Raw genomic sequence first — 27000 nt, 5'->3', positions numbered from 1 at the left:
GGACTCACCCATCCCGGCAGTCTGTGAAAGGCACCCAGTGACCACCAACGCTCCTGAAGGCATCACCAACCCGCCCGTCGACGAGCTGCTGCAGCACGTCGACTCGAAGTACCGGCTGGTGCTGTTCGCCGCCAAGCGTGCCCGCCAGATCAACGCCTACTACTCACAGCTCGGTGAAGGCCTGCTCGAGAACGTCGGCCCCCTGGTCGAGACCGGAGTGCAGGAGAAGCCGCTGTCGATCGCGCTGCGCGAGGTGCAGGCCGGCGTGCTCGAGTACACCGAAATCGACCCCGAGGCAGAGGCCGCTGCGCGTGCCGAGGCAGCCGCGGCGACCCCCGACTTCTCGTTCGACGACGCCTTCGGCAGCGAGATCGACCCCGCCTGACCGGGCGCACGGTCAGCACCCCCTGAACCGTCCAGACTGGACGACCACGACATGGTCGTGGGTGAGCCACGGCTCTTCGCCGGGCAGCAAGGAAACATCATGAGCAGGCTCTTCACGAGCGAGTCGGTCACCGAGGGACACCCCGACAAGGTTGCCGACGCCATTTCTGACGGGGTGCTCGACGCCCTGTTGACCGACGACCCGCACAGCCGTGCCGCCGTCGAAACCCTGGTCACCACCGGTCTGGTCATGGTGGCCGGTGAGGTGCGCACCGAGGCCTATGCCGACGTCTACGGCATTGCCCGCAAGACCATCGTCGACATCGGTTATGACTCGTCCGACAAGAGCTTCGACGGCAACTCGTGCGGCGTCAGCGTGGCCATCGGCGCACAGTCACCCGACATCGCCCAGGGCGTGGACGCCGGAATCGAGACCCGGCTCGGCGACTCGGTCGACGAACTCGACCTGCAGGGCGCCGGCGACCAGGGCCTGATGTTCGGCTTCGCCTGCAACGAGACCCCCTCGCTCATGCCGCTGCCCATCGACGTGGCCCACCGCCTGGCAGAGCGCCTCAGCCAGGTGCGCAAGGACGGCACGCTGCCCTACCTGCGCCCCGACGGCAAGACCCAGGTGACCATCGAGTACGACGAACAGGGCCGGCCCGTGGGCCTCGACACGGTCGTGGTGAGCACCCAGCACGCCCCCGAGATCGACCTGAACACGACACTCGTGCCCGACCTGAAGCGCCACGTGCTGGCGCCGGTGCTCGAGCGCTATGGGCTCGACAACCATGACTACAAGGCCTGGATCAACCCGACCGGTCGCTTCGTCATCGGCGGCCCCATGGGTGATGCCGGCCTGACCGGCCGCAAGATCATCGTCGACACCTACGGCGGCTATGCCCGCCACGGTGGCGGTGCCTTCTCGGGCAAGGACCCCTCGAAGGTCGACCGCTCGGCCGCCTACGCCATGCGCTGGGTCGCCAAGAACGTGGTGGCGTCCGGGCTGGCCGACCGCTGCGAGGTGCAGGTGGCCTATGCCATTGGCAAGGCACACCCGGTCGGCTTCTACGTCGACTGCAGCGGCACCGAGAAAGAGCCGATCGACAAGATCCGCGATGCCGTGCTCGAGGTCTTCGACCTGCGCCCGGCGGCGATCATCCGCGATCTCGACCTGCTGCGCCCGATCTATTCGAGCGTGACCAACTACGGGCACTTCGGGCGTGACCTGCCCGGTATGACGTGGGAACGCACCGACCGCGCCGACGCGCTGGCGGCTGCCATCCGCTGAGCCCCGATCCGGAGTTTTCCACAGCCAGGCCCTGGGCCGGTCGCCGTTGTCGGTGGCCGGCCCTAGTCTTTGCTGGGTAATGAGCACCGAGACCCCCACCCCCGCCACGCGCACCGCGGCCACCCGCATCGCCCGGGTGGCCGTCGACATGCCCCAGGAACACCTGGACCGCTGGTTCGACTACGACATCCCCGCCGCGCTGGCCGATGTCGCCCAGCCCGGCGTGCGCGTACGCGTGCCGTTCGCGGGCAAGCAGGCCACCGGGTTCATCATCGAGGTCACCGACGACACCTCGCGGCAGGGCGACCTGCTGCCACTGACCACCGTGATCTCGCCCGAACCGGTGCTGGCCCCTGAGCAGGTGCGGCTGTGCCGGGCAGTAGCCGACCACTGGTGCGGCACGTTCGCCGATGTCGTGCGCCTGGCGGTGCCGCCGCGGCATGCGGCCACCGAGAAGGCGACGAGGTCGCCGTGGCCGGTGCCCGAGCCTGGACCTGCACCCTGGAACGGCCCGCTGCTCGCCACCGACTTCGGCGCGGGCTTCCTGGACGGGCTGGCGACCGGGCAGGCGCCCCGTGCGTTCTGGCAGGTGCCGCCGGTGCATTCGCCGGTGGGCGACTGGTGCGAGGGGTTCGCCCAGGCGATCGCCGCGACCCTGCACGGGCCCGGGAGTGGGGCCGGCCGGCGGGCACTGGTCGTCGTGCCGGACGAGCGCGACCTGGCCCGACTGAAACAGGCCCTCGAGGATCGCTTCGGCGCAGGAACCGTCGCCACGCTGCACGCCGATCTGGGTCCGTCCGTGCGTTACCGCAACTACCTGGCCACCAGCCGGGGGCACGCCCGGATCGTCATCGGCACCCGCGCCGCAGCGCTGGCGCCGGTCGCCGACTGCGGCCTGGTGGCGATCTGGGACGACGGCGACGACCTGCATGCCGAACCCCGCCAGCCCTACCCGCACGCCCGCGACGTGCTGGCCCTGCGGGCAGTGCAGCAGCACGCCGGGCTGCTGGTGGCCTCGCGCGGCCGCACCGCCGAGGTGCAGCGCTGGGTCGAGTCGGGCTGGCTCGTGCCACTGGCGCTGCCACGTGACCAGCTGCGGCGGGCCACGCCTGCGGTGAAGGTGGCTGGCGCCGATGACTTCGCGCTGGCCCGCGACCCGAGGGCGCGCCAGGTGCGGGTGCCGGACGAGGCCTTCGCCACGATCAGGACCGGGTTGACCCAGGGCCCGGTGCTGGTGCAGGTGCCCCGGCACGGCTATGCGGTGGCGCTGGCCTGTCACACCTGCCACACCCATGCCCGCTGTGCCACCTGTCACGGTCCGCTGCGTGGCCACGGCGAGGGCCGGGGGCTCGAATGCGGTTGGTGCGGACGGGTCGTGGCGACATTCCGGTGTGGCACCTGCGGTGGCACGTCGCTGCGCGCCCCGGTGGTGGGTGCCGAGCGCACGGTCGAGGAGTTCGGCCGGGCCTTCCCGGGCATCAGGGTGCTGGAATCGTCGCGCGACAAGGTCGTTGCTGACGTGCCGGACGAGCCGGTGCTGGTGGTGGCGACGGTCGGTGCTGAGCCGGTCGCGCCGACGGGCTATGCCGCCGCGGTGCTGCTCGACTGCCAGCTGTTGCTGGGACGGGCCGACCTGCGGGCCTCGGAAGAGGCGCTGCGGCGCTGGCTCAACGCCGTCGGCCTGGTGCGTGGGGGAGCGGCGGGGGGCAGCGTGTGCGCCGTCGGGCCCAGCGAGGCCAGACCACTGCAGGCGCTCGTCCGCACCGACCCTGCCACACTCGCCGCCCGTGAGCTGGATGACCGGCGCGAGGCCGGCTTCCCGCCCGCGCGGCGGTTCGTGCAATTGGACGGCACCGCCGAGGCCATCGACACACTGGTCGCGGCGGCGAGGCTGCTGCCCGAACCTGGCCTGTTGCCCGGAGCCGAGGTCGTCGAGCCCTTGGAGCACCTCGACGTGCTCGGCCCCGTGCCGCTCACCAGCGCCCTGCCACAGGCCCTGCGCGAGGCCGGTTCGGGTGAACTGCAGCGGTTGACCCTGCGGGTGCCACCGGAGTCGGGTCAGGAACTCGTCCGACGGGTGAAGGCAGGTCTGGCGGTGGGTTCGGCGCGGCATGCGCCCGCGTTGCGCACCCAGGTCGACCCGAATGCGCTCGGGTAGCGCGCTGCGCTGGATAGTCTGGCAGGCATCATGAGGATTGCTTTTGCCGGAACCCCACAGGTCGCCGCCACCGTGCTCGACGAACTGGTCGAGTCGCACCATGAGGTCGTCGGTGTCATCACGCGTCCGGACGCCCCCACGGGCCGCGGCAAGAAGCTGCAGCCCTCGGTGGTGGCCGCCCGCGCCGAAGAGCTTGGCCTGCCGGTGCTCAAGCCGGCACACCCCCGCGAGCAGGATTTCCAGGACGCGCTGCGTGGGTGGGACGTCGAGGCGGTCGCCGTGGTGGCCTATGGCGCGTTGTTGCCGCAGTCAGCGCTCGACCTGGTGCCGCAGGGCTGGATCAACCTGCACTTCTCGCTGCTGCCGCGCTGGCGCGGTGCGGCACCCGTGCAGCGGGCGATCCTGGCCGGTGACCTGAAGACGGGTGCCACGACGTTCCGCATCGTCAAGGCGTTGGATGCCGGGCCGATCCATCGCAGCATCACGATGATGATCAGCTCGACCGCCACGTCGGGCCAACTGCTCGACGAACTTGCCCACGCCGGCGGGCCGCTGATGGTGCAGACCTTTGACGACATCGCGGCCGGCATCGAGCCGGTCGAGCAGGGTGACGAGGGCGTCACCCTGGCGGCCAAGATTTCCACCGACGACGCCCACATCGACTGGACCCAGGACGCCGCGACCGTCTCCCGGCAGATCCGTGCCGTGACCCCCGTGCCCGGTGCCTGGGGCATGCTCGGTGACGAGGTCTTCAAGATCGAACAGGTCGCCGCGAGCAGCGACCCGCGCCGCGCGCCCCACCTGGCCCCCGGTCAGTTGACGGCGGACAAGCGCACCCTGTGGGTCGGCACCGGTACGAGCCCACTCGAACTGGTGCGGGTCAAGGCCGCCGGCAAACGCGCCATGGAGGGCGCGGCCTGGGCCCGCGGTGTGCACCTGACCGACGCTTCGGTGCTGAACTGAGCAGACGCTGAACTGAGCCGACACAGCGATGCCCCGGCCACCACCAGGTGGTCCGGGGCATCGCCACTGCTGTCAGCAGGTCAGCGTGACCTCACGAGGCCGCCGCGGCATCGGCTGCGGCGCGCAGCAGGTAGGCCGTCGACTGCGAGCCCGGGTCACGGTGCCCGGCCGAACGCTCGCCCAGGTAGCTCGCGCGACCCTTCTTGGCCACCAGCGGTTCGGTGGCGGCAGCACCCTCGGCAGCACCCGTGGCCATCGCGTCCAGCACCTCGGCCGGCGACTTGCCCGCCGCCACGGCTTCGTTGCCCGCGGCCAGTGCCGGCGTCCACGCATCGATCATGGTCTTCTCGCCGACCTCGGCCTTGCCGCGCTGGACGATGCCGTCAACCGCAGCCTGGAACAGCGCCACGACGCCCGCGGCATCAAGGTCGGCGGCGCCGGCCTTCGAAGCCCGCAGGAACGCCGTGCCGTACAGCGCACCCGAGGCACCACCGACGGTCGAGATGAGCGTCATCGCGACCGGCTTCAGCACCTCTTCAACCGTGGCGGCCTCGGTGCCCTCGAGCTTGGCCAGCACAGCGGTGAAGCCGCGGTCGAGGTTGGCCCCATGGTCCCCGTCACCGATGGCGCGGTCGAGGTCGGTGAGTTCTTCGCGCTGCTTCTTGATCACGTCCGCCGAGCGCACGACCCAGTCGCGTGCCCAGGCTGCTCCGAGAGTGTCTGTCATGAAATGTCCTTCCTCAGGCGCCTGCGCGCCATCCCGCGGTGTGCACCGGTGCATCGAACAGGGTGGTGAGTTCTTCGTCCAGACGCATGATAGTGATCGACGCGCCTGCCATCTCGAGGGATGTGAAGTAGTTGCCGACCTGGCTGCGCGTGACGTTCACACCGAGCGCATCGAGCTTGTCCCATGCGTGGTTGTACAGAATGTACTGCTCGGACAGCGGGGTGGCACCCAGGCCGTTGATGAACAGCAGCACGTCCTCACCGCGTTCGAGCTTGAGGTCCTTGACCACGGCATCGACCAGTACGTCGGTGATGTCGTCGGCGGGCATGATCTTGACCCGCTTGACACCGGGCTCGCCGTGCACGCCGATGCCGAGTTCGATCTCGTCGTCAGCCAGGTCGAACGAGGGCTTACCGGCGGTCGGCACGGTGCAGGCGCTCAGCGCGAGACCCATGGTGCCCATCGAGTCGTTGATCTTCTTGCAGACCTCGGTGGTGCGGGCCAGGTCGTAGCCCAGGTCGGTCGCGGCACCGGTCATCTTCATGGCGGTGATGGCGCCAGCGACGCCGCGCCGGCCAGCGGTCCAGGTCGAGTCCTCGACGGCGACGTCATCGTCGATGACCACGCTGGTGACCTCGATGCCCTCGGCCTCGGCCATCTCGGCGGCCATCTCGAAGTTCAGGATGTCGCCGGTGTAGTTGAGCACCAGGTGCAGCACACCCGCGCCGCCGTCGGCAGCCTGGGTGGCCGCGAGGATCTGGTCGGGGGTCGGCGAGCTGAAGAATGCACCCGGGGCTGCGGCGTCGAGCATGCCGCGGCCGACGTAGCCGCCACCCAGCGGTTCGTGGCCCGAGCCACCACCCGAGATCAGGCCAACCTTGCCCTGCACGGCCCCACCGGCGCGGTGGAAGTGCACGGGGTCGGTCTTGTACTCGACGAGGTCCTTGTGGGCGATGCTGAAGCCGCGCATGAACTCATTGAGCACGTCTTCGGGATGGTTGATGAGCTTCTTCATGACTACCTCTCATAGACTGGGCGGCATTGCCCCGGGTGGCGTCCACCGCTGCCCCTCAGCGGGCGCGGTATCTCAACCCTAGGCGCACCATACCTGTCTAGACAAGCCTTGTCAGAGAAGAGTTTTCGCATGTCGCAACGCGGCCGTCATCGGTCGTCACCGGCCCGGCTGGCGGCCTTCGAGGCGCTGTTCCAGGTCGCCACCAAGGACGCCTATGCCAACCTGGCGCTCAACCAGGTGCTCTCGAAGCACCGGATGGACGCCCAGCAGTCGGCGGTCTGCACCGAGCTCGTCAATGGCACCGCCCGGCTGCTCGGCACCTATGACCGCGTGCTCGAAACCGCAGGTGGACGACCGCTGAGCAGCCTGCAACCCGCAGTCGTGACGGTGTTGCGCCTGACGACCCATGAACTGCTCTCGATGCGCACCCCGACCCACGCGGCGGTCGATGCCGGCGTCGAACTGGCCCGCGACGCCGTCGGCCAGCGGGTCACCGGTGTGGTCAATGCCATTGCCCGCAAGGTGGCCGCCCACGACCTGGACGAGTGGGTCACGCTGCTCAGCGAGGCAGCCCCCGACCCCGTCGACGCGCTCGCGACCGCGACCCACCACCCGCGCTGGATCACCGAGGTCTATGCAGACCTGCTCGGGGACGAGGCACGGACCGCCCTCGAGGCCAACAATGTCGCGCCGGTGCCCACCCTGGTGGTGCGTCCCGGACTCGTCGAGCGAGACCAGGTCGACGCGCCCGATGCCACGCCGACAACCTTCAGCCCCTTCGGCCTGCACCGCGCGGGCAACCCGTCCGACCTGCGCGAGGTGCGCCGCGGCCAGGTCGGGGTGCAGGACGAGGGCAGCCAGCTGATGGCCTGGCTCGCGTCGCTGGCACCCACCTCACGTGATGCTGCAGGGCTGCCGTGGCTCGACCTGTGTGCGGGCCCCGGCGGCAAGGCCGCGCTGCTGACGGGCCTGGCCCGCCAGCGGGACACGTGGCTACTGGCGGGCGAACGTGCCCCGCACCGGGCCGACCTGGTGCGCAAGGCCCTGTCCGCCTACCAGGACGGCTGGGCCGTGGTGGCTGCCGATGGCACCCGACCGGCATGGCAGCCCGGCTCGTTCGGCCGGGTCATGGCCGACGTGCCCTGTACTGGCCTGGGCTCGCTGCGGCGTCGTCCGGAATCACGCTGGCGGCGCACCACCGACGACCTCGACGAACTGGTCGCGCTGCAGCGCCAACTCATCGATGCCGCCTGGCGCAGCGTCGCCCCCGGGGGAGTGCTCGCCTATGTCACCTGCTCACCGCACCCGGCCGAGACGATCGACCAGGTCAGGGCCTTCCTCGACCGCACGCCCGGCGCCGAACTGCTGGACGCGCCTGCGCTGCTGCCCGACGTGCCCGGGGCGGGGCACCCGGGTGATGCCCGGATGGTGCAGCTGTGGCCACACCGACACCGCACCGACGCGATGTTCGGGGCGCTGCTGCGCAAGCCCAGCTGACCGATAGGCTGAGCCCATGGGCATGAAGATCACACCGAGCATCCTGAACGCCGACTTCGCCAACCTCGGCGGTGAGATCGGCCGCATCCCCAGCGCCGACGGCATCCACGTCGACGTCATGGACAACCACTTCGTGCCGAACCTCACCCTTGGCCTGCCGGTCGTCGAGGCGATCCGTGCCACCACCGACAAGGAACTCGACATCCACCTGATGATCGAGGACCCCGACCGCTGGGCGCCCGCGTTCGCCGAGGCCGGTGCCGAGACCATCACCTTCCACGTCGAGGCCGCGGCGGCACCGATCCGGTTGGCCCGTGAACTGCGTGCCCTGGGCGCCAAGTCGTCGATGGCGCTCAAGCCCGCCACACCCATCGAGCCCTACGCCGAGATGCTGGCTGAACTCGACATGATCCTGCTGATGACCGTCGAGCCCGGCTTCGGCGGCCAGAAGTTCCTCGACCAGGTGCTGCCCAAGATCCGCCGGGCCCGCGAGCTGGCCGACAGGACCGGCCAGCAGATCCGCATCCAGGTCGACGGGGGAGTCTCGGTCGAGACCATCGCCCGCTGTGCCGAGGCAGGCGCTGACACCTTCGTCGCCGGGTCGGCCGTCTACCGCGCCGAAGACCCCGACGCGATGGTCAACGAGTTGCGCAGCCTGGCCGAGAAGGCCGTCCCGTCAGCTGGCTGACCCCGAACCCGAACCCTTGCCGCCCTCCCAGAGGTACTTCTCGATCTGGGCGGCAAGGTCCTCACCGCTCGTCGCGGTGAGCTGGTCGTCATAGTTCTGTTCGAGCGAGCGCACGTACTGCGACAGGTCTGCATCGGCCTCGACCAGCTGGGTCACGTTTTCCTGCCACGTGTCGGCAGCCTTCTCGAGCGTGGCGAAGTCGAAGTCGACGCCCAGCACCTCTGAGACCCGGCGCGCCAGCGCCAACGTGGCCTTGGGGCATTCCCCGTCCGGGCCGTAATAGGGCACCGACGCCCACATCGACACCGTGTCGACGCCCTCGTCGGCGGCGAGGTGCGACAGCACCCCCGTGATGCCCGTCGGACCGGTGTAGTTCGCCTCTTCGGCACCCAGGCCCCAGACCAGGTCGGGGTTGGTGGCATCGACCGACACCGGCAGCGGACGGGTGTGGGGCTCGTCGGAGTTCATCGCCCCCAGCACCACCAGCGGGGTGGCGTGGTGGTGCATCACCGTCGTGAGGATCTCGTGGCAGAAGTCGACCCAGTCGAAATTGGGCTCGTCGCCGATGATCACCAGCAGGTCGCGCTGGGCGGTGCGGCACAGCATCACGACGGTCTTGGGCCACTGCAGTTCACGCGTGCCACCGGGCTTGGTCACCACCAGCGGACGGGTCTGCTTCAGGTCGTAGTAGCCCTCGTCAAAGGCCAGCAACACTTCGGCATCGTGGTGCCTGACCAGGTGCGTCACGACAGAGCTGGCCGCCTCGCCGGCATCGTTCCAACCCCGAAAGGCGGCCAGCGCGGCGGGCTGGCGCAGGGACGAGGGATCAAGCTCCATTCGCCCAGCCTAACGCTGCCGGGCGGCGCCGGGCGTCCCCCCAAGCGGTCACGACCGGGCCCGCAGCGGCCCACCGACTAGGCTGCAGGGCATGTCTGAAACTCGTGTCGAAACGCTGCGGCGTGCCCTTGGTCATCGTGTTCTTGTTGCCGACGGGGCGATGGGCACGATGCTGCAGGGCGTCGAGCTTGACATCGAGACGGACTTCCTGGGCCACGAGGGCTGCAATGAGGTGCTCAGCCTGACCCGCCCCGACGTCGTCGGCGCCATCCATGATGCGTACTTCGAGGTGGGCAGCGACCTCGTGCTCACCAACACCTTCGGCGCCAACCTGGCCGCGCTGGCCGAGTACGGCATCGTCGACCAGCTCGAAGCCATTGCCGAGGCCTCGGCCCGCATCGCCCGTGAATCCGCCGACCGCTTCACCACCCCGGACCGTCCCCGCTGGGTGCTCGGGTCGATGGGCCCCGGCACGAAGCTGCCGAGCCTGCAGCAGGTCGACTTCCGGGCCATCCGTGACGCCTACCAGGCGCAGGTCGAGGCCATGATCCGCGGCGGCATCGACGGTGTGCAGATCGAGACCAGCCAGGACCTGCTGCAGGCCAAGGCCGCTGTCATCGGTGCCAAGCGGGCCCGCGCCACCGCCGGTGTCGACCTGCCGATCTTCGTCAACGTCACCATCGAGACCACCGGCACGATGCTGATGGGCTCCGAGATCGGCGCCGCCCTGGTCGCGCTCGAGCCGCTGGGCATCGACCTGATCGGCCTCAACTGCGCCACCGGCCCCGCCGAGATGTCCGAGCACCTGCGCCACCTGAGCCAGCACGCCCGCATCGGCATCGAGGTGATGCCGAACGCCGGCCTGCCCATGCTGACCGCCGACGGCGCCAAGTACCCGTTGACCCCGGGCGAGCTTGCTGATGCCACCGAGCGGTTCTGCGCTGACTACGGCATGAGCCTGGTGGGCGGCTGCTGCGGCACGACGCCCGAGCACATCCGCCAGGTGGTCGAACGGGTGGGTGGACGAGACGTGGCGCCTCGTGAGCCGAGCCCCGAGAACGCCGTCAGCTCGCTCTACCTCGACGTGCCCTTCGCCCAGGACGCCAGCTACCTGGCCGTCGGCGAACGGGCCAATGCGAATGGTTCGAAGGCCTTCCGTGAGGCGCTGCTGGCCGGCAACCTCGACGAGATGGTCGAGATCGCCCGCGGCCAGTCGGGCGACGGCGCCCACATCATCGACCTGTGCGTCGACTACGTGGGTCGTCCGGGTGCCGAGGACATGCGCCAGATCGCAAGCCGGTTCGACACGGCGGTGACCCTGCCGATCATGCTCGACTCGACCGAGCCCGAGGTCATCGAGGCCGGTCTGGAAGCACTTGCCGGGCGCTGCATCATCAACTCCGTCAACTACGAGGACGGCGACGGACCGGGGTCGCGGTTCGCCCGGGTGATGCCGCTGATCGCCGAGCACGGCGCCGCCGTGGTGGCGCTGACCATTGACGAGCAGGGCCAGGCCCGCACCGCCGAATGGAAGGTGCAGGTCGCCGAGCGGCTGATCGACGACCTCACGGCCAACTGGGGCATGGACGAGGGTGACATCCTGGTCGACTGCCTCACCTTCCCGATCGGCACCGGTCAGGAGGAGACCCGCCGCGATGGCCTCGAGACGCTCAACGCGATTCGCGAGCTCAAGCGCCGCCACCCCCGGGTGCGCACCACGCTCGGCGTCTCGAACATCTCGTTCGGGCTCAACCCGGCCGCCCGCATCGTGCTGAACTCGGTGTTCCTGGCCGAGGCAGTGGCCGCCGGGCTCGATTCGGCCATCGTCCACGCCGCCAAGATCGTGCCGATGGACCGCATTCCCGAAGAGCAGCGCCAGGTCGCCCTCGACATGGTCCACGACCGCCGCCGCGAGGGCTACGACCCGCTGCAGCGGTTCCTCGAACTGTTCGAGGGTGTCAGTGCTGCGTCCATGAAGGCCGAGCGCGACGCCGCGCTGCTGGCACTGCCGCTGGACGAGCGCTTGGCCCAGCGCATCGTCGATGGCAACGACCGCGGCCTGTACGAAGACCTCGACGAGGCGTTGGCCACCAAGCCTGCGCTCGACATCATCAACGTCGACCTGCTGGCGGGCATGAAGACCGTCGGTGAGCTGTTCGGGTCGGGCCAGATGCAGTTGCCGTTCGTGCTGCAGTCGGCCGAGACCATGAAGCGGGCCGTGGCGCACCTCGAGCCGCACATCGAAAAGGTCGAGGCCGACGACGACGGCAAGGGCACCATCGTGCTCGCCACCGTCAAGGGTGACGTGCACGACATCGGCAAGAACCTGGTCGACATCATCGTGTCGAACAACGGCTACACCGTGGTCAACATCGGCATCAAGAAGACCATCACCGAGATCATCGAGGCCGCCGAGGCCGCCCGGGCCGACGCGATCGGCATGTCTGGCCTGCTGGTGAAGTCGACCATGGTGATGAAGGACAACCTCGCCGAGCTCAATGCCCGCGGGCTGGCCAGCCGTTACCCGGTGCTGCTGGGTGGCGCCGCGCTCACCCGCGCCTATGTCGAAGAGGACCTCAACGACATGTTCGAGGGCGAGGTGCGTTATGCCAAGGACGCTTTCGAGGGCCTGTCGCTGATGGATGCCGTGATGGCCGTCAAGAAGGGTGTGCCGGGTGCCACCCTGCCCGAGCCGCGCCGCCGCCGCACCGCCCGCGGGTCGCTGGTCGAGGTCGCCGAAGCCGAAGACCTTGGCCGTTCCGATGTGGCCCGTCCGGTGCCGGGCAGCGTCGACGTGCCGACCCCGCCGTTCTGGGGCACGCGCGTCACCAAGGGCATCGCCCTGAACGACATCGTGGGCTGGCTCGACGAGCGGGCCACGTTCATGGGCCAGTGGGGCCTGCGTTCGACGAAGGACGGCCCCAGCTACGAAGAACTCGTCGAGACCGAGGCCCGTCCGCGCCTGCGCATGTGGCTCGACCGCATCAGGGCCGAGGGCATCGGTGAGTTCGGGGTGGTACATGGCTACTTCCCGGTGTTCAGCCGCGAGCAGACCCTGGTGGTGCTCGACCCCGACGATCACAGCCGCGAGGTCGGCAGCTGGACCTTCCCCCGGCAGCGCCGCGACAAGCGGCTCTGCCTGGCCGACTTCTTCCGGGACGAGGCCGAGGCAGCCGAGTTCGGGCCCGACACCTTCGCGATGCAGCTGGTGACCATGGGACCGCGCGTGGCGCAGGAAACGGCGAAGCTGTTCGAGGCCAATTCCTATCGTGACTACCTCGAACTGCACGGCCTGAGCGTGCAGTTGACCGAGGCCCTGGCCGAGTTCTGGCATTCCCGGGTGCGTGCTGAACTGGGGCTGTCGGGCGATGACGGCGCGGTCGATGCCGCCATCCGCGACCAGGCCTACCGGGGTTCGCGGTACAGCTTCGGCTACCCGGCCTGTCCTGACCTCGAGAGCCGTGAACTGCTCGTGCAGTTACTTGACCCGTCCCGGATCGGGGTGAGCCTGTCCGAGGAGCTCCAGCTGCACCCCGAGCAGTCCACCGATGCGATCGTCGTCCACCACCCGGAGGCCAAGTACTTCAATGCCCGCTGACACCCCGCACCAGCCCCAGCACCTCGAGGCGCTGCTGTTCGACTTCGACGGCACCCTCGTCAACACCGAGCCGGTGTGGTGCGACGTCGAGGTCGAGATGATGCGCGAACGAGGCGGCCACTGGACCTACGAGGACGCCGCCGCCCGCAACGGCCACACCGTGCAGAGCACCGTGCGGCTGATGCTCGACGACCTCGGCGACACCGAGACGAGCCCCGAAGACCTGCAGCGCGAGCTCTCCGAGCGGGTGGTGGCGGCGGTGCGCGACCTGCAGCCCGACTTCCGCCCCGGCATCCTCGAGCTGCTGGCCGAGGCACGCGCCGCCGGTGTGCCCTGTGCCGTGGTGACGTCCAGCCCGAAGCTGATGACCGACGCCGTGTTACCACGACTGCCTGACGACCAGTTCGGGGTGGTGATCACCCACGAGGTGCCACGCAACCTCAAGCCGCACCCCGAGCCCTACCAGCTCGCCGCGCAGCGGCTCGGCGTCGACATCCGCAAGTGCGTCGTGGTCGAGGACTCAGACCCCGGCGCCATCGCCGGTGAGGCAGCCGGCGCCGTGGTCGTCGGTTGCCCCGCCGAGGGCGAGCTGCACGAAACCCAGGGCCGGGTGGTCGTCTCGACCATGGCCGGGGTCGACCTGCGCTGGCTCGACGAGCTCGTCGGCGACCGCTACAACGAGACCGCAACCCTGTCCGGGGTGCGCCGTGGGCCGCTGCTGCCCGGTGAGCGCGTCACCCTCACCGACCCGAAGGGACGCAGGCATTCGCTGGTGCTGGTGCCGGGCAAGACGTTCCACACCACCAAGGGTGGGCTCGACCACGACGAGATCATCGGTCAACCCGAGGGCATCGTGGCCACCACGGTGGGTGGGCTGAAGTTCATGGTGATGCGGCCGCTGCTGAGCGAGTTCACCACGACGATGCCGCGCGAGGCCGCCGTCATCTACCCCAAGGACGCCGCCCAGATCGTGATGTGGGCCGACATCTTCCCCGGCGCGCGGGTGCTCGAGGCAGGGGTCGGCTCGGGTGCGCTGAGCCTGTCACTGCTGCGCGCCATCGGGGCCGGGGGCAGGCTGTCGTCCTATGAGCGCCGCGAGGACTTCGCCAAGGTCGCCAGGCGCAATGTCGAATCGTTCCTGGGCCGTGAGCACCCGGCCTGGACGATCACCGTGGGCGACCTGGTCGACGAGATTCGCGAAGAGCCGGTCGACCGGGTGATCCTGGACATGCTGGCCCCGTGGGAGTGCATCGACGCTGTGGGCAAGGTGCTGGAACCCGGCGGCGTGCTGTGCTGCTATGTCGCGACCGCCACCCAGCTGGGCCGGGTCGCCGACACCCTGCGCGTGCACGGCGGGTTCACCGAACCCAGCCTCACCGAGGTCAGCGTGCGCGACTGGCACGCCGAAGGGCTGGCCATCCGCCCGGGGCACGGCACCAGCCCGCACACCGGCTTCCTGGTGATCAGCCGCAGGCTGGCCCCCGGCATCACGGCACCGGCGCGCAAGCGTCGTCCGGCACCCGGCGCCTACGGACCGGATTACACGGGGCCACGCCCCGCGGGTGTCGAGCAACCCGCTGAGTAGTGTTGCCCCCATGACAGAGCCGCCGCTGGAACGCCGCCTCACCGAGGCGCGTGCCGAGGCGAAGGCCCTGGCCGCGCAGAACGAAACGCTGACCCGCACCCTGCGCGAGGCCCGCACCCAGCTGGTGACGATGCGCGAGACGCTCGACCGGCTCGGGTCGCCGCCGCTGACCAGGGGCCGGGTGCTGGGCGTGGTCGACGAGTTCGTCGACGTGTTCGTGCTTGGACGACCCATGCGGGTGGTGGCCGCGGGTGATGTCGACCTGTCCGCGCTGGCCATCGGTGACCTGGTGCTGCTGAACGAGTCGCTGGTGATCACGGCGCATCGTCCCGACGCCGACCCGAGCGGTGAGATCGGCCGGGTGGTCGAGGCCGCCGACGGCCAGGCGATCGTGGCGCTCGGGCAGGACGAGGTGCGGGTGCGGCTGGTGGCAGGGGCCGCGGGTGCGGCGGCCGGTGATTCGGTGCGGGTCGAGCGGGGCCCGGGCCTGGCCCTTGAGGTGGTCACCCGGCAGCGGGTCGAAGAATTGGTGCTCACCGAGGTGCCCGACGTGACCTATGCCGACATCGGCGGGTTGGCGCCCCAGATCGAGGCGATCCACGATGCGGTGGAGCTGCCGTTCCTGCACCGCGACCGGTTCGCCGCCTACCGGTTGACCCCGCCCAAGGGGGTGCTGCTCTACGGGCCGCCGGGCTGCGGCAAGACCATGATCGCGAAGGCCGTGGCGCGCTCGCTGGGGGCGCAGCTGCACGCCGCCGGCGGCGAACCGGGCAGCATCTTCATCAACGTCAAGGGCCCCGAACTGCTCAACAAGTACGTGGGGGAGTCCGAGCGGCAGGTCAGGCTGATCTTTGAGAGGGCCCGCCAGCATGCCTCGTCCGGGCGGCCGGTGATCGTGTTCTTCGACGAGATGGATGCGCTGTTCCGCACCCGCGGGTCGGGCATCTCGTCCGACGTCGAGTCGACCGTGGTGCCGCAGCTGCTGAGCGAACTGGACGGCGTCGTGGGCCTGGACAACGTGATCGTCATCGGCGCGTCGAACCGTGAGGACATGATCGACCCGGCGATCCTGCGGGCGGGCCGGCTGGACGTGAAGATCAAACTGGACCGCCCGGACGCCGAGGCGGCGCACGACATCATGTCGAAATACCTGGACGCGCGGGTGCCATTGTCGGGTGGCACGGCCAAACAGCTGATCGACGTTGTCGTGGCCGATGTCTATGCCCGCGACGAGCGCAACGAGTTCCTCGAGGTCGAGTACGCCCACGGCGGCAGCGAGGTGTTGTACTTCGCCGACTTCGCCTCAGGTGCGATGCTGCGCAACATCGTCGACCGGGCCAAGCGGTATGCGATCAAGGTCGAACTGGCGGGCGGCGGCGGGGGAGTCACCCGCGACGGGCTGCTGCGGGCGGCGCGCGATGAGTTCCACGAGAACGAAGACCTGGCCAACCTCACCAGCCCGGATGACTGGGCCAGGATCAGCGGGCGTCGCGGTGAGCGGATTGTGTGGGTGCGCTCACTCGTGCGCGACTGAGGTGCGTCGGTCGAGCACCAGCGCGATCGCGCGCCAGCCGACCAGGAACACCAGCAGCACCACACCCGCGACGATGATGAACGCCGTCGCGGCGGTGTCACCGCCGGTCACCCGCAGCGCCAGGCCGCCGACCCAGGTGGTGAACCACACGAACAGCCCCGCGCCGACGCCCAGGTGCGGACGCTTGCGAATCAGCATGACGGCCCACGCGACCAGCAGGGCGGTGATGAACGGCCACGCCGTCGAGGCGACCTGCACGGGGGCGATGGACTCGCCGTGGGTGGCCCGCCCGATCGTGGCGAAGACCAGCACCAGCAGCGCATCGATGATGATCGCGTACTGCTTCGGGGGCCGTTGGTCGGGCGCGGTGGTGTCGGCGGCGGCGGGCTTCGGCATGGGACGAGCCTACCGGGCGGGTCTGGCGCGGCCGTCGTAGGCTGCCGGTCATGGTCATGGGCAGTGAGATCGAGTACGGCATCGGGGTCGCCGACGGCACCCCGGTGAACCCCGTGATGCTCTCTGAGGGGGTCGTGACCCGCGTCGAGGGGCTGGGCATCGGCCACCTCGACCGGATGCTTGGCAACGGCGCTCGCGTCTATGTCGACCATGCCCATCCCGAGTACTCAGGCCCCGAATGCGCCTCGGCCACGGACGTGCTGACGTGGGAACTCGCCGGCGACGCGCTGCTGTCCTCGGCGGCGACGCGCCTCGGCCAGGCACTGGGGCGGCCGGTCGTGCTGCACCGCAACAACACCGACGGCAAGGGCCGCTCCTACGGCTACCACGAGAACTACCTGCTGCCGCGCGCACTGCCCTGGGACGATGTCGTGGCACAGCTGACCGGGCACCTGGTCAGCCGCGTCGTACTCGTCGGCGCCGGGCGGGTCGGGCTGGGCCAGCACGGTGAACAGCCGGGGTTCCAGACCAGCCAGCGCGCCGACTTCATGGAGCGCCTCGAGGGCATCGAGACCACCGTGCGCCGCCCGCTCGTCAACACCCGCGACGAACCCCACGCCGACCGCACCCGCTGGCGCCGGCTGCATGTGATCACCGGGGACGCCACCCTCGCCCACGTCGCCACCCTGGTGAAGGTGGGCGCGACGGCACTGGTGTGCGCGGCGATTGCCGCGGGCACCTGCCGGGTACCGCGGCTGGTCGACCCGCTGGCGGCGATCCGTGCCTTCTCACGCGGCCTTACACTCACGACACGCCAGCCGTGCACTGACGGCGTCGACCGCTCGGCGCTCGACCTGCAACAGCTCTACCTCGAGGCGTCCGCACCATACGCCGGCACGATCGCGGACGGCGCACTGGTGCTGCAGCACTGGGCCGGGCTGCTTGACGATGCGCGCCGCGACCCGCACCTGCTCGCCGACCGCGTCGATTGGGCCGCAAAGCTGGCCCTTCTCGAGGGCCTCGGCCGCCGGCACGGCTGGGGGCTCGACGGCCCGCAGGCGCAGGCCGTCGACCTGCAGTGGCATGAACTCGACCCCGCACGGGGGCTGGGGCTGAAGGTGGCCGCGGCCGGGCGGCTGCAGATGCTGGTGGGGCCAGCCGAGGTGCGGGCCGCCATGCTCACCCCGCCGTCCGGCACCCGCGCACAGGTGCGCGCACGGCTGCTCACCCAGCACCAGGGGCGCGTGGTGCGGGCCGACTGGGCCCAGCTCGGCATCGCCAGTGACCGGGGCATCGACTGGGTCGACCTGCCCGACCCCTGGGGGAGTTGACGGCGCTCACCCCAATCGCTCGACGAGCACCTCTCGCAGCACCGGCAGCTGGCTGCGTGCAGGGTCCTTCGTCGCAGTCAGCAGCACCACGTCGTCGTGGCCGCGCACCGCCGCCACCAGGGCATCGACGGCCTCACCGTTGGCCTCGAGTTCGGCCAGGTAGTGGGCTCGGAAGGTGGCGTAATCCTCGTCAGTCACCGACTCGTGACCATGGATCTCGTGGCGCAGGTCGGTGCTCGGGGCGACGTCCTTGGCCCACAGGTCGAGGGCGGCCTCGGCCTTGGACACCCCGCGCGGCCACAGCCGGTCAGCCAGCACCCGCATCGCGTCGGCAGGCTCATGCGCGTCATAGACCCGGGCAAGATGAAAGGTCGTCATGAACCAAGCTTGCCAGCACCCCGTTGTGGCCACCCCTAGACTGATTTCGTGGCGAATGAGCAGCAGTTCGAGCAGCGTCGCGGCCAGCACAGGGCCGACGACGACATCCTGCTGTCCGCCACACCCCAGGGCCAGTCACAGCAGCAGGGGGCGTCCATCGACGACCTGCTCGACCAGATCGACGCGGTGATCGAACGCAACCCCGAGGGCTACGTGCGCAGCTTCGTGCAGCGCGGCGGGCAGTGAGCGGCCCGGCAGGTCACCAGTGGCAGGATGGGCGGGTGCCCGATGACCAGTCAACGCCCCCTGTCACCACGCTGCAAGGGCCCGTCGTCATCATCGGTGCCGGTCTGGTCGGGGCTTCTGTCGGTTGTGCGCTGACCGCTGCGGGTATCACCGTGCACCTCGAGGACCGCGTGCCCAGCCACGCGATCGTCGCCGCCGGACGAGGCGCCGGTGTGGTCACCGCTGCACCACCCGACGCGGTCGAGCTGGTGGTCGTCGCGACGCCACCGGCCACGGTGCCGGGCGTCGTCGACGATGCGCTCGACCGGTTCCCGAATGCCACCGTCACCGATGTTGCCTCGGTCAAAGCGATCATCATCGAGTCCATTGATGCTGAGGATGCCGGCCGGTATGTCGGCTCGCACCCCATGGCCGGGTCGCAGTTCACCGGGCCGCTCACTGCCGATGCGAGCCTGTTCATCGACCGCACCTGGGTGATCACCCCCACGGCGCAGAACCCCGCCGAGCATGTTGGCCGGGTTGTGGCCCTGGCCGAGATCTGCGGTGCCCGGGTGGTCTGGCTCGACCCGGTCGAGCACGACCAGGCCGTCGCCCAGGTCTCGCACGTGCCGCACCTGATGAGCATCCTCACCGCGGGGCACCTGCGCGAGGTGCCCACCCACCACCTGCCTCTGGCAGGGCAGGGCATCCGCGACGTCACCCGCATCGCGGGGTCCGACCCCGCGCTGTGGCGTCAGATCCTGTGGGGCAATCGGTCAGCCGTGCGGGCAGAACTCGCCGGGGTGCGTGCCGACCTCGACGAACTGCTGCAGGTGCTCGACGAGCCTGATGCGCTCGAGGCGTTCCTGGCGCGTGGACGAGCCGGCGCCCGCTCGTTGCCGGGCAAGCACGGCCTGGCGCGTGAGGACTTCGTGACGGTCACCATCCAGATCCCCGACACCCCCGGCATGCTCGCCAAGCTGTTCACCGACATCGGGCAGGCCGGGGTGAACGTGGAGGACCTGAGCATCGAGCACGACCCGTCACGCCAGTACGGCTACCTGTCGATCGACGTCACCCCCGAAGAGGCCGCCCGGCTGAGCACCTGGATGACCGCGGCCGGCTGGAACCTCGCCTGAGGGGCGCACGGCAGCATGGCCAAGAAGCAGCATTCCGTCGGCACCCCCGCCACCGTGGCACTCACGAAGGCGGGTGTCGCGTTCACCGAGCACACCTATGCCCATGACCCGGCGGCCGCGTCGTACGGCATGGAGGCTGCCGAGGCCCTCGGTCTCGACCCCGCCCAAGTGTTCAAGACCCTCGTGGTCAGCAACGGCGGTCACCTGGCCGTCGGCATCGTCCCGGTGCACCGCACGCTCGACCTCAAGGCCATGGCCACCGCCCTCGGGGTGAAGAAGGTCGAGATGGCCGCTGTCGCCGATGCCGAACGGTCGTCGGGCTATGTGGCCGGCGGCATCTCACCAGTGGGGCAGCGCCGGGCGCTGCCCACGGTGCTGGATGCCTCGGCGCTCGACCACGACACGATCTATGTGTCAGGCGGCCGACGTGGATTCGACATCGGTCTCGCCCCGGCAGACCTCGTGCGGACCACCCGGGCGGGCGTCGCAGCGATTGCTGCCAGTCACACCTGACAGAATTGTTCACCTGCCGGTCAACTGCCGTTGGCCGGTTGTAGGTGTCAGTTTCCCGATTCGTCAAACAAGGGGTTCTAGCGTGAATGTCGTGGCACACCCGCAGGCACAGACCACCACTGCTCTCGTGGTCGCCATTGATGGGCCCAGCGGGTCGGGCAAGTCGTCCACTGCCCGCGGGGTCGCCCAGCGGCTGGGGCTTGCCTACCTGGACACGGGCGCGATGTACCGCGCCGTCACCGTCGCGTACCTGCGTTCGGGCCTGCAGCCCGACCAGACCGAACAGATCGCCGCGCTGGCTGACGCCGTCGAACTCACGGTGACCGACGATCCCGAAGCACCGGCCATCTCGCTCGACGGCACCGACGTCAGCGACGAGATCCGCGAACCCCGGGTCAGCCAGCACGTCTCGATCGTGGCCACCAATACCCACGTGCGCGACGTGCTCACCGACCAGATGCGTGCCCTGGTCGAGGCCGCCGACCAGCGCATCGTCGTCGAGGGTCGTGACATCACGACTGTGGTGTGGCCCCAGGCCGAGGTGCGGGTGCTGCTCGTCGCCGACCCCCGGGCCCGGATGGCCCGCCGCCAGGCAGAACTGGACGGCAAGCTGAACGACGCCGACGCCCACGACCAGATCGTGCGCCGCGACCGCGACGACGCGACCGTTAGCGAGTTCGCCACCCCCGCCGACGGGGTGACGCTGATTGATTCGACCCACCTGAACCTCGAGCAGGTCATCGACCACATCTGCTCGCTCGCGCCCACACCACCCCAGGAGTGACATGACGCTCGACCTCACGGCCGCAGACATCACCAGGCGTGTCCAGACCAGGCCCGCCGCCCCCGACCTTCCCCGGTTGGACGACCTGCCGCCGCTGAGGACGAGCATGCTCACCACAATGCGCGGTGTCTTCCGCGCGGCGCTGCATGCGCTGTGGGACGTGCAGGTGCACGGCGCCGCGAACGTGCCGACCAGCGGTCCGGTGATCCTGGCGGCGAACCACATCGGCACCCTCGATGGGCCCCTGCTGGTCGCCGAGACCCCCCGTGCGCTGGCGTTGGCCAAGAGCGAACTGTTCGACTCACCCGTGGGGCCCGTGCTCAGTGCCGCCGGACAGATTCCGGTGAGCCGTGACTACATCGACCACCGGGCCGTCAAGCGGTGCCTGCAAGTGCTGCATGACGGCCGCGTGCTGGCGATTTTTCCCGAGGGCAGGCGCGGGGCCGGCGACATGACCATGTTGCGCGGCGGGGCGGCCTACCTGGCGATGGTCACCGGGGCTCCCGTCGTCCCGGTGGCGCTGCTGGGCACCCGGGTGCCCGCAGGGCACCTGAAGTCGACGCCGCCGCTGGGGTCGTCGATGCACATCGTGTACGGTGAACAGGTTCACATCCCCATGCGTGAATGGCCGCGTCGCAAGGCCGACGTCGCCGCTGCCACGCAATACTTGGCGCAGGTCTGCAACGCGCACGTGCGTGCGGCAGTTGACCTGACGCAGATGAGCCTGCCCGGCGCCTGAGCGCCGCAGGCTCGAGCACGAAGGAATTCCCGATGACCGAGCCTGTTGACGCGAGCCAGCCTGTTGACGCCGCACCAGCTTTCGACCCGTCCGAGTACGAGCCTGGTGCTTTCGACCTCGACCCCGGCGAATTCGGCGTGGGGGAGTTCGAACCCGAGGAGCGCCTGCCTCGTCCGGTGGTCGCGGTCGTCGGTCGCCCCAATGTCGGCAAGTCGACGCTGGTCAACCGCATTCTTGGTCGCCGTGAGGCCGTGGTGCAGGACGTGCCCGGCGTCACCCGCGACCGGGTCAGTTATGACGCCAACTGGGCCGGGCGCGACTTCGTGCTCGTCGACACCGGTGGTTGGGTCTCGGACGCCCGTGGCCTGTCCGCCCAGATCGCCGAACAGGCCGAACTCGCCATCATGGCCGCCGACGCCGTGCTGTTCGTCGTCGATGCCACCATCGGCACCACCGACGAGGACGAGGCGGTGGTGCAGGTGCTGCGCCGGTCGAAGAAGCCGGTGGTGCTGGCCGCCAACAAGGTCGACGACGCGCGCGGTGAGTCCGAGGCCGCGAGCATGTGGAACCTGGGCCTGGGCCAGCCGTGGGCCATCTCGGCCATGCACGGCCGCGGCACGGGCGACATGCTCGACGCCCTGCTCGAGGCCCTGCCCGAGGCCCCCCGCGAGTCGGGGGCAGTGCTCGGCGGCCCCCGTCGGGTGGCCATCGTCGGCAAGCCGAATGTCGGCAAGTCGTCGCTGCTGAACAAGATCGCCAAGGCCCAGCGCGTGGTCGTCTCGGACATGTCGGGCACCACCGTCGACCCCGTCGACGAACTCGTCGAGGTCGCCGGCACGGTTTACAAGTTCATTGACACTGCGGGCATCCGCCGCCGGGTCAAAGAGGCGTCCGGGCACGAGTACTACGCGAGCCTGCGCACCCAGACCGCGATCGAACGCGCCGAGGTGTGCATCGTGGTGATCGATGCCTCCGAAGAGATCAGTGAGCAGGACCTGCGGATCCTGTCGATGGTCGAGGACGCCGGCCGGGCACTGGTGATCGCCTACAACAAGTGGGACCTCACCGACGAGGAGCGCCGCTACTACCTGACCCGCGAGATCGAACGAGACGTGCACGGCTTCTCATGGGCGCCGCATGTCAACATCTCGGCGCTGACCGGGCGCAACCTCGACAAGCTCGAGAGGGCCATCGAGATGGCCCTTGACGGCTGGGAGACCCGGGTGCCCACCGGAAAGCTCAATGCCTTCCTGGGCCGGGTGGCCGCGTCGCACCCGCACCCGGTGCGTGGTGGCAAGCAGCCGCGCATCCTGTTCGGCACCCAGGCCCAGGCCTGCCCGCCCACATTCATCCTGTTCACCTCGGGGCTGTTCGACCCGGGCTATGTCCGGTTCGTCGAGCGGCGCCTGCGTGAGGACTTCGGCTTCGCCGGCAGCCCGGTGCATGTGCAGGTGCGGGCACGCGAGAAGCGCAAGAACCGCAGCTGAGGGGTCCGGCCCGGACGACTGTTGTCGTCCGGGCCGGCCTGACTTCGGTCGGTGCAGCTGGCTCAGCGCTGGTAGGCCCAGTGCCAGGGTTCGCCGCTGACGTCGTCGTTGAAGCCCCAGCGCCCGGCGTTGGCGTTGAGCCAGTTGTACTTCGTCGAGCCGTACGGTGCGACGCCGATGTCGACGGCCAGCCCCCAGCCGTGGTTCGACGTGCCCGGACGGGCGGCAAGGTTGCCCTGGCCCGACAGGTACAGGTTCCAGAAGTAGACCTGCTCGTCATAGGTGCGGTACGCCGATGAAGACCCGCTGCTGATCGGCAGGTTCGTGCCGAACGTCGCCTTGAAGGCTGCATTCATGGCCTTGAAGTCGTTGACGCAATAGGTCGACAGCCGCCAGACGCCGAAACCGACCGAGGCGAGCGCGGACGAGGGCAGCCGACCGTTGGTGTAGAGCTTCCGCGGGCTGGTGCCGACCGGGCCGGTGCTGCCGGTGCTGCCGCTGCTGGCCCCGACCATCCTGGCCCAGGTGTTGGGGCCGACGATGCCGTCAGCAGTGAGGCCGTTGTTGCGCTGGTACGACACGACGGCCGAATAGGTGGCAGGGCCGAACGCCCCATCGACCGTGATGTACAGGCGTGCCTGCACGCCGCGGACGATGTTGTTGTTGTCGCCGCTGCGCACCGTGTTGAGCAGGGCGCCCCAGGTGGCAGCACCGACGATGCCGTCAGCCACCAGGCCCCGGTTGCGCTGGAAAGTGATGACGGCCGACTTGGTGCCGGGTCCGAACTGGCCGTCAACGGCTGCCCGGGTGATGCCCTGGACAATGCGCACGGCGACCCCGGACGAGCCTTCACGCAGGACGGGGTAGTTGGCCGTGACCGTGGTGGAGTAGGCGTGAGCGTCGGTGGCCGACAGGATCGGCACCATGGCGCCGACACCGACGCCGAGGGCGCCCAGCAGTGCGGAGCGCCTGGACAGGGAGGAGGGAGGAAGGGAAAGTGACATGGAGGGGACCTCATTTTCCGATTGGACCGACGCGGACTGGTCGGCTGCAGCCGAACCTAATGGCCCATGGGTCACGGCGTGCCGAATGGGAAATACTCGGGCCCGGGGCAGCCAGCACGTCCTGGAGGATCGGCGCCGTCGGAGCAGTGGATGCCCCTAGAATCGTGGCCACCAGTCACGCGTACTCTTCGTACCGCACAGGAGGTCACCCATGGCCACGAATTTCGTGTGTGTCTCGCCGAGCTTTCCCGAGACGAATGCCCACTTCTGCGAGCACCTCGCCGAAGCCGGCATCACTGTGCTCGGCATCGGCGATGCACCCTGGGGCGAACTGCCCGAACGGCTGAAGCAGTCGCTGACCGAGTACTACCGCGTCGATGACCTCGAGGACTACGCCCAGGTGCACCGCGCGCTGGCGTGGCTGACGTTCCAGCACGGACGCATCGACTGGGTTGAGTCGTTCAATGAGCACTGGCTCGAGACCGATGCCCGGCTGCGCACGGACTACCACATCACCACCGGCCACGGCATCGACGTGATCCCGTCGATCAAGTCAAAGCGCGCGATGAAGCCGATCTATGCCGGTGCCGGGGTGCCGTCCGCCCGCCAGATCGAGGTCAGCGATGTGGTTGCGGCAAGGGAGTTCACCGAGAAGGTCGGGTTCCCGGTGATCGTCAAGCCTGAGGTGGGTGTGGGTGCCACCCGCACGCACAAGTTGTCGGACGCCCACGACGTTGCCGAGTTCTTCCTGGACGCCCCCGAGGGCAGCTATGTCATGGAGGAGTTCCTGGAGGGCGACATCTACTCCTATGACGCGATCCTGGACGCGGACGGCGAGCCCGTGTTCGAGGCTGCCACGAAATGGCCGCCGTCGATCATGAATGTGGTGCTGCAGGGGCTCGACCTGACCTACCGGGTGCTGGCCGACGTGCCCGACCAGCTGCGCGACCTCGGCCGCGCCACGTCGAGGGCCTTCGGCATGCGCAACCGGTTCGTGCACCTTGAGTTCTTCAAGCTGGACGAGGCCCGTCCGGGGTTGGCCGCGGTCGGCGACTTCGTCGGGCTCGAGGTGAACATGCGCCCCGCGGGCGGGTTCACGCTCGACATGTTCAACCATGCCCGGGCGGGCGATGTCTACCAGATCTACACCGACCTGGTCACCGGCCACGATTCCGGTGCCGCAACCCTGGCCGAGGCCGACCCGCGCGTGTGCGTCTATGCCGGGCGCCGCGACCACCGGCATTACGTGCACTCGACCCCGGAGTTGCTGGAGAAGTATTCGGGCGAGCTGGTGCGCCACCGCCGCAACCCGCAGATGATGGTGCCGCAGATGGGCGACGAGTTCTTCCTGCTGCGGGCCCGTGACGACGAGGCCGCCGATGCGTTCGTGGCTGACGTGCTGGCCACGGCGCAGCCGGTGGAGGGCACCCGGTGACCCAGGTTTCCTACCATCGTGAGCACAGCTCGTCCCTGGGCCACGACATGGAGTTCAAGGTGTATGGGCATGGGGGCCAGCCGTGCCTGGTGTTCCCGACGCAGAACGGCCGCTTCTACGACTACGAGGACCACGGCATGGTCGAGGCCCTGCGGCCCTGGCTCGATGCCGGGCGGCTGCAGCTGTTCTGCCTCGATTCGGTCGACGACTGGTCGTGGTCCGACGTGGACGGCGACAGGCAGGCGCGGATGGAACTGCAGGAGCGCTACCACCGCTACGTCGTCAACGAGATGGTGCCGAAGGCCCGCTGGTGGAGCGGCCACGAGTCGCCGCCGTTGTGGGTGATGGGCAACTCGATGGGCGGCTTCCATTCGGCCATCAGCTTCTTCCGTCGGCCGGAGCTGTTCGATGTCATGGTCTCGCTGTCAGGCCTGTTCGAGGGCAGCTATTTCATGGGCTACGGGCCGTCCGGGTTGGCGTTCGACAACTCGCCGGCCGACTTCGTGGCCAACATGCCGGACGACCACCCGTGGCTCGGGATGTACAGGCATCGGCGGATCATCTCGTGCGTGGGGCAGGGCGCCTGGGAGGAGGAGTTGCTGGCCTCGACCCGGTGGATGGATGCCGTGCTGACGGCGAAGGGTGTGCCGCACGAGTTCGAGTACTGGGGCCACGACGTGGCACATGAGTGGCACTGGTGGCACCGGATGATCCGGCAGGTGTTCGAGCGGCTGATGCCGTGGTGAGGGTGTGGCTGTAGTGGCTGGGGAGTTTGCCGCCTGACGGGAAGTTTGCCGTGCGGCGCCGGGCGGCAAACTTCCCGCCGATGGGCAAAGTTGCCGTCGGGCGCGGGGGGCAGCTTCTGGTGGACGGTCTGGGCCCGATTGGCCGAGACGGCCCGGATCGGGTAACGTACTTCTTCGGGTCAGGGCCTCTCGCGAGGGGCCGGATGACTTGGGCGGGCTGTAGCGCAGCTTGGTAGCGCACTTGACTGGGGGTCAGGTGAGTTAGAGCGGCGGGACTGTCCGAAAGCTAAACAACGGGATGTGGCGCAGCTTGGTAGCGCACTTGACTGGGGGTCAAGGGGTCGCAGGTTCAAATCCTGTCATCCCGACAAAAAGCCCTGGTGAGAAGCAATTTTCACCAGGGCTTCGTCGTTTCTGAGGGTGGTCACTGGCTGGTCCACTTCCCTCATTTGCCTGTGCTGCTCGTTCGCGCATTGGTCCACTTCCATTCAGTGACTTCGGCTGTGGAGTGCACCAAAAGGTGCCCGAGAGGTGCACCAAATCGCG

At 69.1% G+C, this 27000-nt stretch carries 24 protein-coding genes and 1 tRNA gene; 19 read left to right on the top strand and 6 right to left on the bottom strand.

Translation table 11 applies throughout. The annotated features are described in order from the left end of the window. The first annotated feature begins 37 nt into the window (after window positions 1-37). The 4 genes from rpoZ (at window position 38) to fmt (ending at window position 4796) form a co-directional block, all read left to right on the top strand. Entirely contained in the window at window positions 38-385 is a 348-nt protein-coding gene (rpoZ, locus tag ACQCX5_RS01715; RefSeq protein WP_434540258.1) for a DNA-directed RNA polymerase subunit omega, read from the top strand. Window positions 386-481: 96 nt separating this feature from the next. Further along, on the top strand, window positions 482-1675 hold the full coding sequence (gene metK, locus ACQCX5_RS01710; RefSeq protein WP_434540703.1) for a methionine adenosyltransferase: 1194 nt from the start codon (window positions 482-484) through the stop codon (window positions 1673-1675). A gap of 79 nt (window positions 1676-1754) precedes the next feature. Next, the gene (locus ACQCX5_RS01705) at window positions 1755-3833 is read left to right on the top strand and encodes a primosomal protein N' (RefSeq protein ID WP_434540257.1); all 2079 of its coding nucleotides are present in this window, start codon (window positions 1755-1757) and stop codon (window positions 3831-3833) included. A gap of 30 nt (window positions 3834-3863) precedes the next feature. After that, entirely contained in the window at window positions 3864-4796 is a 933-nt protein-coding gene (fmt, locus tag ACQCX5_RS01700) for a methionyl-tRNA formyltransferase (RefSeq protein WP_434540256.1), read from the top strand. A gap of 91 nt (window positions 4797-4887) precedes the next feature. Here fmt and dhaL read toward each other — a convergent pair whose 3' ends face one another. Both dhaL and dhaK read right to left on the bottom strand, forming a co-directional pair. Further along, window positions 4888-5523: a dihydroxyacetone kinase subunit DhaL gene (gene dhaL / locus ACQCX5_RS01695; RefSeq protein WP_434540255.1), complete on the bottom strand. Its 636-nt coding sequence runs from the start codon at window positions 5521-5523 to the stop codon at window positions 4888-4890. A gap of 13 nt (window positions 5524-5536) precedes the next feature. Next, entirely contained in the window at window positions 5537-6538 is a 1002-nt protein-coding gene (gene dhaK, locus ACQCX5_RS01690) for a dihydroxyacetone kinase subunit DhaK (protein ID WP_434540254.1), read from the bottom strand. A 129-nt stretch (window positions 6539-6667) separates the two neighbouring features. Here dhaK and ACQCX5_RS01685 point away from each other — a divergent pair, with 129 nt between their 5' ends. Together ACQCX5_RS01685 and rpe are read left to right on the top strand one after the other, a co-directional pair. Beyond that, window positions 6668-8035, top strand: coding sequence for an RsmB/NOP family class I SAM-dependent RNA methyltransferase (locus tag ACQCX5_RS01685; RefSeq protein WP_434540253.1), 1368 nt, complete (start codon window positions 6668-6670; stop codon window positions 8033-8035). Between the two features lie 16 nt (window positions 8036-8051). After that, the gene (gene rpe, locus ACQCX5_RS01680) at window positions 8052-8723 is read left to right on the top strand and encodes a ribulose-phosphate 3-epimerase (RefSeq protein ID WP_434540252.1); all 672 of its coding nucleotides are present in this window, start codon (window positions 8052-8054) and stop codon (window positions 8721-8723) included. Here the strand turns inward: rpe and ACQCX5_RS01675 are convergent. Next, a complete protein-coding gene (locus tag ACQCX5_RS01675; protein ID WP_434540251.1) occupies window positions 8712-9560 on the bottom strand; it encodes a PAC2 family protein in 849 nt (282 codons plus the stop codon). The two genes, rpe and ACQCX5_RS01675, sit on opposite strands and share 12 nt — an antisense overlap. Before the next feature lie 91 nt (window positions 9561-9651). Here ACQCX5_RS01675 and metH point away from each other — a divergent pair, with 91 nt between their 5' ends. Genes metH through arc form a run of 3 tightly spaced genes read left to right on the top strand, consistent with a single transcriptional unit; the run spans window position 9652 to window position 16277 of the window. Continuing rightward, window positions 9652-13158, top strand: a complete 3507-nt coding sequence (gene metH, locus ACQCX5_RS01670) for a methionine synthase (protein ID WP_434540250.1) — start codon at window positions 9652-9654, stop codon at window positions 13156-13158. Continuing rightward, the gene (locus ACQCX5_RS01665) at window positions 13148-14743 is read left to right on the top strand and encodes an HAD-IA family hydrolase (protein ID WP_434540249.1); all 1596 of its coding nucleotides are present in this window, start codon (window positions 13148-13150) and stop codon (window positions 14741-14743) included. Before metH ends, ACQCX5_RS01665 begins: the two co-directional genes overlap by 11 nt. Window positions 14744-14753: 10 nt before the next feature. Next, window positions 14754-16277, top strand: a complete 1524-nt coding sequence (gene arc, locus ACQCX5_RS01660) for a proteasome ATPase (RefSeq protein ID WP_434540248.1) — start codon at window positions 14754-14756, stop codon at window positions 16275-16277. Here arc and ACQCX5_RS01655 read toward each other — a convergent pair. Then, on the bottom strand, window positions 16260-16673 hold the full coding sequence (locus ACQCX5_RS01655) for a DUF3054 domain-containing protein (RefSeq protein ID WP_434540247.1): 414 nt from the start codon (window positions 16671-16673) through the stop codon (window positions 16260-16262). The genes arc and ACQCX5_RS01655 overlap by 18 nt on opposite strands. A 50-nt stretch (window positions 16674-16723) precedes the next feature. Here ACQCX5_RS01655 and ACQCX5_RS01650 point away from each other — a divergent pair, with 50 nt between their 5' ends. Further along, window positions 16724-18004 carry a proteasome accessory factor PafA2 family protein gene (locus tag ACQCX5_RS01650; protein WP_434540246.1) on the top strand — a complete coding sequence of 427 codons (1281 nt, stop codon included), beginning with the start codon at window positions 16724-16726 and terminating at the stop codon, window positions 18002-18004. 6 nt (window positions 18005-18010) lie between these two features. Here ACQCX5_RS01650 and ACQCX5_RS01645 read toward each other — a convergent pair whose 3' ends face one another. Beyond that, window positions 18011-18382, bottom strand: a complete 372-nt coding sequence (locus ACQCX5_RS01645; protein ID WP_434540245.1) for a DUF488 domain-containing protein — start codon at window positions 18380-18382, stop codon at window positions 18011-18013. A 48-nt stretch (window positions 18383-18430) separates the two neighbouring features. On the opposite strand from ACQCX5_RS01645, the gene ACQCX5_RS01640 reads away from it, so the two are divergent. The 6 genes from ACQCX5_RS01640 (at window position 18431) to der (ending at window position 23269) form a co-directional block, all read left to right on the top strand. Continuing rightward, a complete protein-coding gene (locus ACQCX5_RS01640) occupies window positions 18431-18628 on the top strand; it encodes a ubiquitin-like protein Pup (protein WP_434540244.1) in 198 nt (65 codons plus the stop codon). Window positions 18629-18663: 35 nt separating this feature from the next. Further along, window positions 18664-19746, top strand: a complete 1083-nt coding sequence (locus ACQCX5_RS01635) for a prephenate dehydrogenase (RefSeq protein WP_434540243.1) — start codon at window positions 18664-18666, stop codon at window positions 19744-19746. A 15-nt stretch (window positions 19747-19761) separates the two neighbouring features. Beyond that, window positions 19762-20259, top strand: coding sequence for a Cys-tRNA(Pro) deacylase (gene ybaK, locus ACQCX5_RS01630; protein WP_434540242.1), 498 nt, complete (start codon window positions 19762-19764; stop codon window positions 20257-20259). Between the two features lie 91 nt (window positions 20260-20350). Continuing rightward, on the top strand, window positions 20351-21043 hold the full coding sequence (gene cmk / locus ACQCX5_RS01625) for a (d)CMP kinase (RefSeq protein ID WP_434540241.1): 693 nt from the start codon (window positions 20351-20353) through the stop codon (window positions 21041-21043). A 1-nt stretch (window position 21044) separates the two neighbouring features. Next, window positions 21045-21782 (top strand): lysophospholipid acyltransferase family protein, encoded by a 738-nt coding sequence (locus ACQCX5_RS01620; protein ID WP_434540240.1) that lies wholly within the window; start codon window positions 21045-21047, stop codon window positions 21780-21782. A 32-nt stretch (window positions 21783-21814) separates the two neighbouring features. Then, window positions 21815-23269, top strand: a complete 1455-nt coding sequence (gene der / locus ACQCX5_RS01615) for a ribosome biogenesis GTPase Der (RefSeq protein WP_434540239.1) — start codon at window positions 21815-21817, stop codon at window positions 23267-23269. A 62-nt stretch (window positions 23270-23331) separates the two neighbouring features. On the opposite strand, the gene ACQCX5_RS01610 is transcribed toward der, so the two are convergent. After that, window positions 23332-24273, bottom strand: coding sequence for a peptidoglycan-binding protein (locus ACQCX5_RS01610; protein ID WP_434540238.1), 942 nt, complete (start codon window positions 24271-24273; stop codon window positions 23332-23334). A 211-nt stretch (window positions 24274-24484) separates the two neighbouring features. Between ACQCX5_RS01610 and ACQCX5_RS01605 the strand changes: the two genes are divergently transcribed. The 3 genes from ACQCX5_RS01605 (at window position 24485) to ACQCX5_RS01595 (ending at window position 26822) form a co-directional block, all read left to right on the top strand. Continuing rightward, the gene (locus ACQCX5_RS01605) at window positions 24485-25708 is read left to right on the top strand and encodes an ATP-grasp domain-containing protein (protein ID WP_434540237.1); all 1224 of its coding nucleotides are present in this window, start codon (window positions 24485-24487) and stop codon (window positions 25706-25708) included. Beyond that, window positions 25705-26454, top strand: coding sequence for an esterase family protein (locus tag ACQCX5_RS01600; RefSeq protein WP_434540236.1), 750 nt, complete (start codon window positions 25705-25707; stop codon window positions 26452-26454). Before ACQCX5_RS01605 ends, ACQCX5_RS01600 begins: the two co-directional genes overlap by 4 nt. A gap of 294 nt (window positions 26455-26748) precedes the next feature. Then, window positions 26749-26822, top strand: a tRNA-Pro gene (locus ACQCX5_RS01595). The last annotated feature ends 178 nt before the right edge of the window (window positions 26823-27000 follow it).

Origin of the sequence: Aestuariimicrobium sp. G57, from assembly GCF_050110855.1 — a bacterium.
Lineage (GTDB): Bacteria > Actinomycetota > Actinomycetes > Propionibacteriales > Propionibacteriaceae > Aestuariimicrobium.
This window is presented reverse-complemented; position numbering and strand designations above follow the sequence as displayed.

Excerpts from the sequence above, each read along its gene's own strand:
- ACQCX5_RS01705 (WP_434540257.1), top strand. The coding sequence starts at position 1,755 with ATGAGCACCGAGACCCCCACCCCCGCCACGCGCACCGCGGCCACCCGC.
- fmt (WP_434540256.1), top strand. The coding sequence starts at position 3,864 with ATGAGGATTGCTTTTGCCGGAACCCCACAGGTCGCCGCCACCGTGCTC.
- dhaL (WP_434540255.1), bottom strand. The coding sequence starts at position 5,523 with ATGACAGACACTCTCGGAGCAGCCTGGGCACGCGACTGGGTCGTGCGC.
- dhaK (WP_434540254.1), bottom strand. The coding sequence starts at position 6,538 with ATGAAGAAGCTCATCAACCATCCCGAAGACGTGCTCAATGAGTTCATG.
- ACQCX5_RS01685 (WP_434540253.1), top strand. The coding sequence starts at position 6,668 with ATGTCGCAACGCGGCCGTCATCGGTCGTCACCGGCCCGGCTGGCGGCC.
- rpe (WP_434540252.1), top strand. The coding sequence starts at position 8,052 with ATGGGCATGAAGATCACACCGAGCATCCTGAACGCCGACTTCGCCAAC.
- ACQCX5_RS01675 (WP_434540251.1), bottom strand. The coding sequence starts at position 9,560 with ATGGAGCTTGATCCCTCGTCCCTGCGCCAGCCCGCCGCGCTGGCCGCC.
- metH (WP_434540250.1), top strand. The coding sequence starts at position 9,652 with ATGTCTGAAACTCGTGTCGAAACGCTGCGGCGTGCCCTTGGTCATCGT.
- ACQCX5_RS01665 (WP_434540249.1), top strand. The coding sequence starts at position 13,148 with ATGCCCGCTGACACCCCGCACCAGCCCCAGCACCTCGAGGCGCTGCTG.
- arc (WP_434540248.1), top strand. The coding sequence starts at position 14,754 with ATGACAGAGCCGCCGCTGGAACGCCGCCTCACCGAGGCGCGTGCCGAG.
- ACQCX5_RS01655 (WP_434540247.1), bottom strand. The coding sequence starts at position 16,673 with ATGCCGAAGCCCGCCGCCGCCGACACCACCGCGCCCGACCAACGGCCC.
- ACQCX5_RS01650 (WP_434540246.1), top strand. The coding sequence starts at position 16,724 with ATGGTCATGGGCAGTGAGATCGAGTACGGCATCGGGGTCGCCGACGGC.
- ACQCX5_RS01645 (WP_434540245.1), bottom strand. The coding sequence starts at position 18,382 with ATGACGACCTTTCATCTTGCCCGGGTCTATGACGCGCATGAGCCTGCC.
- ybaK (WP_434540242.1), top strand. The coding sequence starts at position 19,762 with ATGGCCAAGAAGCAGCATTCCGTCGGCACCCCCGCCACCGTGGCACTC.
- ACQCX5_RS01620 (WP_434540240.1), top strand. The coding sequence starts at position 21,045 with ATGACGCTCGACCTCACGGCCGCAGACATCACCAGGCGTGTCCAGACC.
- der (WP_434540239.1), top strand. The coding sequence starts at position 21,815 with ATGACCGAGCCTGTTGACGCGAGCCAGCCTGTTGACGCCGCACCAGCT.
- ACQCX5_RS01610 (WP_434540238.1), bottom strand. The coding sequence starts at position 24,273 with ATGTCACTTTCCCTTCCTCCCTCCTCCCTGTCCAGGCGCTCCGCACTG.
- ACQCX5_RS01605 (WP_434540237.1), top strand. The coding sequence starts at position 24,485 with ATGGCCACGAATTTCGTGTGTGTCTCGCCGAGCTTTCCCGAGACGAAT.